General features: G+C 73.6%; 7 protein-coding genes. 3 read left to right on the top strand and 4 right to left on the bottom strand.

Annotated features, from left to right (window positions below; translation table 11 throughout):
• Positions 1 to 56: 56 nt before the first annotated feature.
• Both ACFU7Y_RS32125 and ACFU7Y_RS32130 read right to left on the bottom strand, forming a co-directional pair.
• A complete protein-coding gene (locus ACFU7Y_RS32125) occupies positions 57 to 3,314 on the bottom strand; it encodes a BTAD domain-containing putative transcriptional regulator (RefSeq protein WP_380770488.1) in 3,258 nt (1,085 codons plus the stop codon).
• A gap of 296 nt (positions 3,315 to 3,610) precedes the next feature.
• On the bottom strand, positions 3,611 to 5,041 hold the full coding sequence (locus ACFU7Y_RS32130; RefSeq protein ID WP_380770489.1) for a PLP-dependent aminotransferase family protein: 1,431 nt from the start codon (positions 5,039 to 5,041) through the stop codon (positions 3,611 to 3,613).
• Between the two features lie 91 nt (positions 5,042 to 5,132).
• Here ACFU7Y_RS32130 and ACFU7Y_RS32135 point away from each other — a divergent pair, with 91 nt between their 5' ends.
• Genes ACFU7Y_RS32135 through ACFU7Y_RS32145 form a run of 3 tightly spaced genes read left to right on the top strand, consistent with a single transcriptional unit; the run spans position 5,133 to position 7,623 of the window.
• The gene (locus ACFU7Y_RS32135) at positions 5,133 to 6,002 is read left to right on the top strand and encodes a PhzF family phenazine biosynthesis protein (RefSeq protein WP_380770490.1); all 870 of its coding nucleotides are present in this window, start codon (positions 5,133 to 5,135) and stop codon (positions 6,000 to 6,002) included.
• Positions 6,003 to 6,013: 11 nt separating this feature from the next.
• Positions 6,014 to 6,985: an ornithine cyclodeaminase family protein gene (locus ACFU7Y_RS32140; protein ID WP_380770491.1), complete on the top strand. Its 972-nt coding sequence runs from the start codon at positions 6,014 to 6,016 to the stop codon at positions 6,983 to 6,985.
• Positions 6,982 to 7,623, top strand: a complete 642-nt coding sequence (locus tag ACFU7Y_RS32145; RefSeq protein WP_380770493.1) for a GNAT family N-acetyltransferase — start codon at positions 6,982 to 6,984, stop codon at positions 7,621 to 7,623. The genes ACFU7Y_RS32140 and ACFU7Y_RS32145 overlap by 4 nt, the downstream gene beginning before the upstream one ends.
• 151 nt (positions 7,624 to 7,774) lie before the next feature.
• Here ACFU7Y_RS32145 and ACFU7Y_RS32150 read toward each other — a convergent pair whose 3' ends face one another.
• Both ACFU7Y_RS32150 and ACFU7Y_RS32155 read right to left on the bottom strand, forming a co-directional pair.
• Positions 7,775 to 8,503 carry an SDR family oxidoreductase gene (locus tag ACFU7Y_RS32150; protein ID WP_380770495.1) on the bottom strand — a complete coding sequence of 243 codons (729 nt, stop codon included), beginning with the start codon at positions 8,501 to 8,503 and terminating at the stop codon, positions 7,775 to 7,777.
• A 324-nt stretch (positions 8,504 to 8,827) separates the two neighbouring features.
• Positions 8,828 to 9,619 (bottom strand): DUF2785 domain-containing protein, encoded by a 792-nt coding sequence (locus ACFU7Y_RS32155; protein ID WP_380770496.1) that lies wholly within the window; start codon positions 9,617 to 9,619, stop codon positions 8,828 to 8,830.
• Between the last annotated feature and the right edge of the window lie 153 nt (positions 9,620 to 9,772).

The raw sequence follows: 9,772 nt of genomic DNA on the forward strand, positions 1-9,772 counted from the left end.
GCCACCCGCCGCGGGTGGCGCGGCGGGCACGCACCCGGCCGACTCCGAAGAGCCGGTCAGCCCGCCTCCAGCGCCAGCGACTCCGGCCGCGACAACGCCCGGCCGCGCTCCCAGGCGGCCCGGAAACCGGCCTCCCCGAGGGCCGCGGCGCAGCCGTCCAGGACGGCCCGCAGCTCCGGATCGCCCGCGTCGTGGGCCCCGCGCAGGCCGTACGCCGCGCCCAGCGCCGCCGCCCCGCGCGCCGCCTCGCCGAGCGCGAGGCAGTACTCGGCGAACCCCTCCAGCACGTCCGCCCGCACCGGCTGGTCGCCGCTGTCCGCGCCCAGCTCCAGGGCACGGCGGTGCAGCGGGCCGGCCGCTTCCGGCGCGCCGCGCCGCTGCTGGGTCCGGGCCAGACTGGTGTGCAGCAGGGCGAGCAGGTGCAGCCGCGCCGGGGCGCCGGGGCCGCTCCCGGGCAGCCGCTCCAGCCGCCGCAGCGTCTCCTGCTGGCCGTGCAGCGCCGCCTCCAAGTCCCCGGCGCGCCGCGCGAGTTCACCGAGCGCGTAGCGGGCGGCGGCCTGCAGGTGCGGGTCCCGGGCCCGTTCGGCTGCGGCCAGCGCGCGTTCCAGGTCCACCCGGGCCGCGGCCGGTTCGCCGCAGCGCGCCCGCAGCCGGCCCGACAGCAGCAGTGACAGCGGCGCCTCGCCGGAACCGCCCATCTCGGCGTCCCGTTCACCGGCCTCCGCCAGCGCCGCGAGCGCCTCGTCGGCGGCGCCGGTGACGGACAGCAGTGCGGCCAGTGTGACCAACGCCATGGCCAGCCCCCAACGGTCGCCCAGGACACGGAAGCCGTCCACCGCGGTCCGCAGGCAGTGCTCGGCGCGCCCGATCCGGCCCGCGCCCAACTCGATCCGGCCGACCACCAGATGGGCGGCGGCCCGCATCCACCGGTCGGGGTGCTCGGCGAACCGCTGTGCCGTCGCACCCACCGCGTCCGGCGGCCCCGCCGTGGCAAGCAGCAGCGAGGCGGCCAGCGCGACCGGGTGATCGGCCTGCTGCGCCGTGACCAGCGCCGCGCCCATCGCCTCCGGCGGGATCACGGTGTCACCGGTCTCCCGCAGCGGGGCGGTGAGCTGCGCCAGGATCACACACAGGGCGTGTGCCTGCTCCAGACCGGGCGGCGGGGTGCAGCCGTGGGCCGCGAGGACGGCCGACGTCCACTCACCGGCCTCACGACCCTGACCACGCATCAGCCAGGGCCAGGCCCGGGCGGCCGTCAGCCGCAGCGCGTGCGCCGGTGGGCCGACGGCGACCGCCCGGCGCAGCGCCGCGTCCAGGTTGCCCTGCTCCGCGTCGAGCCGGGCCAGCCAGCCGACCTGGCCGTCCGTCCGCAGCCGGGGTTCGGCGTTCTCGGCGAGCTCGACGAAACAGCGCAGGTGGGCGGCGCCGGTTCGGCCGTCCTCGCCGGCCTCGACGAGCCGTTCGGCGGCGTACGCGCGGACCGTCTCCAGCAGCCGGTAGCGCACCGTCCCGCTCTCCCCGTCGACGGCCGCGACCAGGGACTTGTCGACCAGGGACGCCAGCAGGTCCTCCACGACCGTCGGGTCGGGCGCAGGCCCGCCCGGCCAGTGCCCGGCGCAGACCAGGTGTGCGTCGGGGAGGGTCGCCCCGCCGGCGAACACGGAGAGCCGTCGCAGCAGGACGCGCTCGTCCTCGTCGAGCAGCTCCCAGCTCCAGCCGATCACGGCGCGCAGCGTGCGGTGCCGGTCGGGAGCGGTGCGTGAGCCGCGGTCCAGCAACCGGAGCCGGTCGTGCAGCCGCGCCGCGACCTGCCCGGGGCTCAGGGCCCGCAGCCGGGCCGCCGCCAGTTCGAGGGCCAGCGGCAGGCCGTCCAGCTCCCGGCAGATCCGCACGACCGGCTCGACGGTGTCGTGGTCCAGGGTGAATCCGGGGCAGGCTGCGGCAGCCCGCTCCGTGAAGAGGGCGACGGCCGGGTGCGCGTGTGCCTCCTGCGCGGTGCCGCCGGGTTCGGGCACGGCGAGCGGCGCCACCGGCCAGAGCACCTCGCCGGTGACACCGAGCGGTTCGCGGCTGGTGGCCAGCACGGTGAGCCGGGGCGCGGCAGCCAGCAGGCGATGGGCCAGCCGGGCCGCGTCCTCGATCAGGTGCTCGCAGTTGTCCAGGACGAGCAGGACCTCACGACCCTCCAGGGCCCGGACGATCCGGTCGACGGGATCCCCGGCCTGATCGCCGGCGGGCAGGCCGCCGGCCAGCACACCGGCCTCCGCCGGACGGCAGAGCGCGGTCAGCACGGCCTGGGTCACTGCGTCCGGTCCGTCGACGCCCGCGAGTTCGGCGAGCCGTACGTCCGTTGCGGGCGGTGCGGCGGTCGCGGCCGCAACCGCCAGCCGGGTCTTGCCGACGCCGCCCGGCCCGGTCAGCGTCACCAGGCGGGAGTGGCGCAGGCGTTCCTGAACCGCCGCCAGCGCCTCGTCGCGACCGACCAGACCGGTGAGCCAGGTGGGCAGTGCGGCCCGCCTGACCGGGTTCCCGGTGGTTGCGGGGGCCGGCCCCGGCGCAGGCGGCTTTGCGCCGGACAGCACACGCAGGTGGACGTCCCGCAGTTCGGCGGACGGGTCGGCGCCCAGTTCCTCGGCCAGGGCCCGCCGGGTACGCTCGAACACCTCCAGTGCTGCCGCCTGTTGCCCGTCCGCATGGAGTGCGCGCATCAGCCTGACGGCGGCCCGCTCGCGCAGCGGGTGCGCGGCGCAGAGTCCGGTGAGCTCGGGGACCAGACGCGGCAGGGTGTCGGCTTCGCCGAGTGCGAGGAGGGCGTCGGCCCGTTCCTCCACCGTCGACAGCCGCAGCTCCGCCAGCCGGGCCGCCGGCGCCGCGGTGAACCCGACGCCTTCGGCGTCCGCGAACGGCGTTCCCCGCCAGAGTTCCAGCGCCCCGTCCAGCAAAGCGACCGCCTCGGCGAACCCGCCCGCCGCCAGCGCCGCCCGCCCCGCTGCCACCCGCTGTTCGAAGTCCCAGGCGTCCACGCTTCCCCGGGGCAGGTCGAGCAGGTACCCGGCGGGGTGCGAGCCGATCACGCTCCGGTCGCCTCCCAGCGCCCGGCGGAGCCGGGAAACCAGGGACTGCAGGGCGCCGGCCGGCTCCTCCGGCGGGGTGTCTCCCCAGAGGTCGTCCACCAGACGCTCACGGGTGACCACGCGCCCGGGGTCGAGAGCCAGCCGGACCAGCAGCAGCCGAAGCCGCGCCCCGCCGATCTCGAAGGCCGCTCCGTCCTCACCCCGTACGACCTGCAGTGGCCCCAGAACGTTGATCCGCACCCTGCCCGCCCCTCGCTCGGCACCAGCCCACATCCAAGATCATTATCCCTGTCCCACCAGGCCCGAGCGGCAGGGCACGATCCCGGCGCCCCCACGGCGATCGCCTGCGGGGCTGAGGTTCGGCGGAAGACCGGATGAGCGGGCTGGCTGAGGGCCACCGTCCGCCGCTGACACGTCCGGACCGCGTACCTGCCGGATCCGCCGTGCTCCCCGCCAGGCCGTGCCCGACTGCTGCAGTGCAGGATGTGGTCGTTCCAGGACGACGCGCATGTGAAGGCCCGGGGCGCGGGCGCTGGTCAGTGAGCGCCTTCCAGGGCGGCATGGGCCTCGGTGAGTCTGTCGACCGCGGCGTCGAGTGTCTCGGGCGGGAGGGTGAAGGGAAGGCGCAGGTAGCGGTCCAGGGCGCCGTCGGGGGAGAAGTGGAAGCCCGGTGTGAGGGAGAGGTTGCGGGTGGCTGCGAGGGCGGCCAGTCGGCTGGAGTCGGTGTCGAGGAGTTCGAGCCACAGGGACAAGCCGCCCTGCGGGGTCTGGAAGCGACACCACGGCAGCGCGGACAGACGGGAGACCAGGTGGTCGCGCTGTGCACGCAGTTGGGCGCGTCGGCGGTCGAGGACCGCCTCCAGGCGGTCCACGAGCCGGGTCGCGACGAGCCGGTCGAACGGTGAGGGTGCGAGAGCGGCCGCGAGCGGGAGCGCCGCCAGACGGTGGATGACGTCGGGGTGAGCACGGATCCATCCCACGCGCAGGCCCGGCCACAGGGACTTGCTCAGGGAGCCCACGTGCACGACGTTGCGGTCGCCTGCGCGCGTGACGGCGCGGGGCGGCGGGCAGGCGTGCTCGCGCAGGTCGAGGTCCCGCATGGTCTCGTCGAAGACGACCACGGTGTCGTGAGCGCGCAGGCGGTGCCGGAGCTCACTGCGCTCGTCCTCGCTCATCAGCAGGCCGGTGGGGTTGTGGAAGTCAGGGATCAGATAGGTCAGGGACGGCCGGGCCGCCCGGAGCGTGCGGTCGAGGGCGGGAATGTCCCAGCCGGTGGAGCTGAGGGGCTGCGCAACGAGCCTGGCACCGGCGGTGCGGAAGGTGGCGAGCGCGCCGGGGTAGGTGGGGGAGTCCAGGACGACCCTGCTGCTCTGCCGCAGGTACGCCGCACTGAGCAGGTTCAGCGCGGCGTCGGCGCCGCTGGTCAGCAGGAGGTGCTCACCGCGGGTCGCGAGCCCCTGGGCGCAGTAGGCGCCGGCGATGACGGCCCGCAGCGCTGACGGTCCATCGCCGTCGGCGGTGTCGTGCAGCAGCGCGGCGGGCAGAGCATCGGCTGCGGCGTGTACTGCCTGCAGGAGCTCGTCGAACGGCGCTGCGGGCTCCGCGATGGTCAGGTCGAGCACCGCGCCGCTCCTGCCCGCCTGGCCTCGGTCACTGGCCCACGGCGAAAGGCGGTCGTGCAGCCGGGGTGGCAGGGAGGTGGTGCTGCCGGAGCCGGTCCGGGTGATGATCAACTGTTCGGCTCGCAGGATGTGGTAGCACGCTGCCACGGTGCCCCTCGCAAGTCCGAGTTCGCCGGCGAGGAGGCGTTCGGCAGGAAGCTGCACCCCCAGCGGCAGCCGGCCGTCGTGGATGGCCTTTTCCACGGCAACGGCCAAGCGCTTGGCGAGCGGGCCCTCGCCGACGCGCCAGTCGCCGAGCAGACGGGGGAACTGCGACGCCGGGACGCGCCGCACAGCGCGATTCACGTAGGCCACTTTACCGGGATTGGACCATGACTGGACGGTCGGTCCCGCCTAGCGTCGAGCCGTGACCAGCCACCACCACTCTGGAGACCACATGCCCTTGAGCTATCGGCATGTCGATGTGTTCGCCGGCAAGGCGTTCACCGGCAACAGCCTTGCCGTCTTCCCCGAGAACCCGGGCCTGTCCGCCGCGCAGATGCTCGCGATCACCCAGGAGCTCCGGCATTTCGAGACGATCTTCCTGAGCGGCGCGGACGGGACGCAGGACGTCACCGCCCGGGTGTTCGACCTCTTCGAGGAACTCGACTTCGCCGGGCACCCGATCCTGGGCGCCGCCGCCGTCCTGCACGAGCGCGACGGCAACCCCGGCCCGCGGCGCTGGACCTTCCGCCTGACCGGCAGGACCGTCGAGGTGACCACCCGGCGCACCGCCACCGGGTACCACGCGCAACTGGACCAGGGAGAGCCGGAGTTCCTGGCGACCGTCCCGACGGAGAACAGGCCGGAGGTCGCCGCGGCCCTGAACCTGCCCGATCGGGCCCTCGCCGATCTTCCCCTGCACGTCGTCTCCACCGGCCTGCGCTATCTCATCGTCCCGGTGGTGACGGGTCTGGCGGAGGCGAAGATCGTCCGCAACGACTTCGCGGACCTGGTCGCGCGGTACGGCGCGCAGTTCGCGTACGTGATCGACGTCGAGGCCCTGGAAGGCCGCCACTGGAACAACGACGGCCTCCTGGAGGACGTCGCGACCGGCAGCGCGGCCGGCTGCGTCGGCGCGTACCTGGCCAAGCACCGCATCGTGCCCGTCGAGGAGGAGTTCGCGCTGCGGCAGGGGCGCTTCACCGGCCGTCCGAGCCGGCTCACCGTCCTCCCGCAGGGAGGACCCGACGACCTGCGCAACATCCGGGTAGGCGGCGACGTGGCCATGGTCGCCCGGGGAACCCTGGACACCCTGCCCGAGTGAGGACCACCCCCATGCCCGGCTTCCCCCTCTACACAGCCGACCGGATCCGCGCGGCCGTGAACCTCGCCGACCTCGTGGAGCCGGTCGCCGACGCCTTCACCGCGTTCAGCACCACCGACGGAGCCCAGGCACCGGTCATGGTGCTTCCCGTGGCCGACGGCGGGGACTCCCACATCAAGGCCGCCCACCTGCCCCGGAGCCGCCACTTCCTCGTCAAGATAGCCAACTGGTTCCCCGGCAACCGACATCGCGGCCTGCCCGAAGGCGGCGGGTTCGTCGCACTCTTCGACGCGACGACCGGCGCCGTCACCGCCTTGCTGGAGGACGAGCACCACCTCTCCGACCTCCGCACGGCCGCCGCCGGAGCCGTCTGCGCCTGCGCCCTGGCCCGCCCGGACGCAGCCCGCGCCACCGTCCTGGGAACCGGCAGGCAGGCCGAACTCCAGGCCCACGCCCTCACACTCGTACGTCCCATCCGGCAGATCCGCGTCTGGGGCCGCAACCACGCCCGGGCAACCGCCCTCGCCGCCCGCCTCGGCCAGGACCTGCCGCGCGTCGACGTCACCGCGGTCGCGGATCCGGAACAGGCCGTACAGCAGTCCGACATCGTCGTCACCGCGACCGCCAGCCCCACCCCCGTCCTGTTCGGCTCCTGGCTCCGCCCCGGCCAGCACATCACCGCCCTCGGCGCCGACGACCCGGCCAAGCGAGAACTCGACGGCGCCGGCCTGAACCGCGCCACCCGGGTCTTCGTCGACAGCCGGGAACTCGCTCTCCGCCACGGGGACATCCACGCCGCCATCACCCGCGGAGAGGTGACCGGCGAGCGCATCGACGGCGAGATCGGCGACGTCCTGGCCGGCCGGATCCCAGGACGCCGCACACCGGACGACATCACGGTCGCCAAACTCATCGGCATCGGCCCCCAGGACCTCGCCGCCGCCGAAACCGCCCTCGCCCTTCTGGAACGGACCGACCGTTGACCACCACGCAGCGCCCCCTTCCCCCGCGCGTCGCCACGGCCGCAGACATCGACGCAGTCGTCCGTGCACTGACCACCGCCTTCTTCCACGACCCGCTGTGGGGCCCGGCCTTTCCTGACCTCCAACGGCGCGCCGTCCAGGCCGCGGCCATGTGGCGGCTCTACGCGACGTCGGCGCTGCGCCACCAGTGGCTGCTCGTCAGCGAGAACGCGGAGGCCGCAGCCGTATGGATCCCGCCGGGCAGAGAGGAACTGACCGCCGAAGAAGCAGTCGACCTCGCAACCCTTCTGCGTGAGGCCGCCGGCCCGGACGTGGCCGAGGCCGTTCTGGCGATGGGCGACCAGTTCGCGGCCGCGCGACCGAGGCAGCCGCACTTCTATCTCACGCTCCTCGGCGTTCACGACCACCACCGGGGCAAGGGGCTCGGCATGGCCCTGCTGGCACAGAGCCTCGCCCGTATCGACGCCCTCGGCGCCCCCGCCTACCTGGAGTCGTCCAACCCGGCGAATCTCCAGCGGTACGAGAGCGTCGGCTTCACCGCCCTGGACCAGATCGTCATCGCCACCGGCCACGTCGTCACCACCATGTGGCGCCCAGCCGCCGCTCCCGGCCCAGGAACTGGTGGGCTCGCACGCTGAGGTCTCGCCTATCAGTTGGCGAACCTCTGTGCGCCTCGGCCGGCGACACACCTGCTGAACGCGCCACAACACCCCTCCTCGTGCTCGGCCAGGCCCTTCCCCGGCCCGGCGCCTCACCCTGGTCGCCGTGCGTGGACGTGCCAGGAGCCAGTCAGACCTGTTCGAAGTGGAACGCCTTGATGAAGCAGTCGCGCGGCTGGGCGACGGCGAAGAGGATGCACTCCACGAGCGACTGCGCGGTGAGCGCGTCCTTGGCCTCGCGCGGTGTGTTCTCCCACTCCTCGGACAGCGGATCAGGGTTGTCGAAGTCCGGCGGGTAGAGGGAGATCACCCGGACCCCCTGGGGCCGCAGCCGCTTGGAGAGGATCTCGGCGAACCCCGCCTGGGCGCTCTTGGCCGCGTAGAAGGCGTCGTGCGCTTCCGAGCGGTGATGACCGGCCGTTCCGCAGGCGGAGACCATGTTCACCACATCCGGCTTGTCCGAGTTGAGGAGGAGCGGGAGGAAGTTCTTCACGGTCAGGACGGTGCCGGTGGCGCCGGAGGCGATGGTGTCGACGACGTCGGCGTCGGAGACGGATCGGAGGTCTGGGCCCTGGAGGTAGCGGGAGCCGTTGTTGATCAGCAGGTCGATGCGGTCGGTGTGCCGGCCGACGTCGGCAGCGAAGCCGCGGATCGAGGCCGGGTCGGTCAGGTCGCAGGCGAAGGCGTGGACCTGCTGGTGCCCCCGGCCGCGGATCTCGTCGCGGACACGCTCAGCGGCGGCGAGAGTGCGCGCGGAGAGGAAGACCTCGGCGCCGAGGTCCGCGAGGCGGATGGCCAACGTGCGTCCGAAATCGCGGCCGGCGGCGGTGATGACCACGCGGTGACCGTCGAGTCTCATGTCGGTACTCCTGGTTCCTGGATCGAAGGTTGTGGTGAAGTGCGGCGACTGACTTCGGCGGCCGGGTTCCGTGACTTCGCGCGGCCGCCCGCGACCGCAGCGACCACGGTCCGGACGGCCTCGGAGCCGCGTTCGCTCTCGGCATCCGCGACCAGGCCCGTGATCAGGCCGATCGGGTCCGCGACGGCGCGGTCGAGAGAGCCGGTAGTGGTCACGGCTGGTCAACACCCCTGAAGGTCCCGTCTCCCGTTCCTTCCGGCCTTTCGACCCGTCGGCCTCAGGTTCACTTGCGTTCGCCCGTCCGGCCGGACCGGGTGCCGTCGGTCAGCGTCTGACGATCCGGTCGAGGACGGCGGCGATGCCGGACTTGACCGCGCCGCGATGGTGGAGGGGTTCCGCGGGCAGTTCGCTGGTGGGGCGCACGCCCCGGTCGGCGAGGATGTAGAGCAGGCGCAGGGTGCGCAGGCAGTTGCTGATGTGGGCGGGCACCGGGGTGCTGATGCGGTCGGCCCCGAAGCGGTCGGCGATCGGATCCAGCCAGCCGACGGCGTCGCGTTCGCTCAGGTCGGTGCGGGTGAGGACCCGGGCGATCGCCCGGGCCAGGCGGTCGTCCTCCAACTGGTCGTAGACGTGGTCGGTGGGCGCCGTCAGCCGGGCGGCGGCGAGGTCCAGCATCCGCACCGGCGCCACCTCGGGGTGGCAGCCGAAGCCGGCGAGCAGGTCCGCGCCGTGCGCCACCGCGTGAAGCCAGCCGAGCGTCTCGTCGTGGCCGCGCAGATCCTGCTCCGCCGGGTACCAGCGCTCGAACGCGTCCACCCAGCCGGCCTTGAAGTCCCCCGCGGCCACCAGCATGTCGAGCACGAGGGGCGCGAAGGTGCGGGCCTCGACTCGTGGGTCGGTGAACCGGGTGGCCATCTCGTCCCCCAGCTCCAGCCGTCGGGACGTCCCGATGGTCCCGCGGGCGATCCAGGTCGCCAGGACGGTGTAGGGCGCGCCGTCCCGGACCAGCGGATCGGGATCTGCCAGGGCCCGGGACAGCTCGCGGACGAGGTCGTCCATGGGACGGTCGGCGGGCACGGCACAGTCGGCGGCCTCGACGTTCTTCCAGTCGATCATGACGGGCAGAATAGGTCCCTGCCGGTGCCGCGCGCCTGCGAATTATGTCCAGCCATCCGTCCCAACCGGTCGACTTCCCAACCGGTCGACTTCCCGACCGGGCTGCGCCCGGACGCTGACGACGAGCAGCGGAGTGCGGCGGGCGCGTCCGGC

The sequence above is a fragment of the Kitasatospora sp. NPDC057542 genome (assembly GCF_042801945.1).
Taxonomy (GTDB): domain Bacteria; phylum Actinomycetota; class Actinomycetes; order Streptomycetales; family Streptomycetaceae; genus Kitasatospora.

Bases quoted from the DNA above. Each gene is read 5' to 3' on its own strand.
- ACFU7Y_RS32135 (WP_380770490.1), top strand. From the start codon at position 5,133: ATGCCCTTGAGCTATCGGCATGTCGATGTGTTCGCCGGCAAGGCGTTC.
- ACFU7Y_RS32150 (WP_380770495.1), bottom strand. From the start codon at position 8,503: ATGAGACTCGACGGTCACCGCGTGGTCATCACCGCCGCCGGCCGCGAT.
- ACFU7Y_RS32140 (WP_380770491.1), top strand. From the start codon at position 6,014: ATGCCCGGCTTCCCCCTCTACACAGCCGACCGGATCCGCGCGGCCGTG.
- ACFU7Y_RS32155 (WP_380770496.1), bottom strand. From the start codon at position 9,619: ATGATCGACTGGAAGAACGTCGAGGCCGCCGACTGTGCCGTGCCCGCC.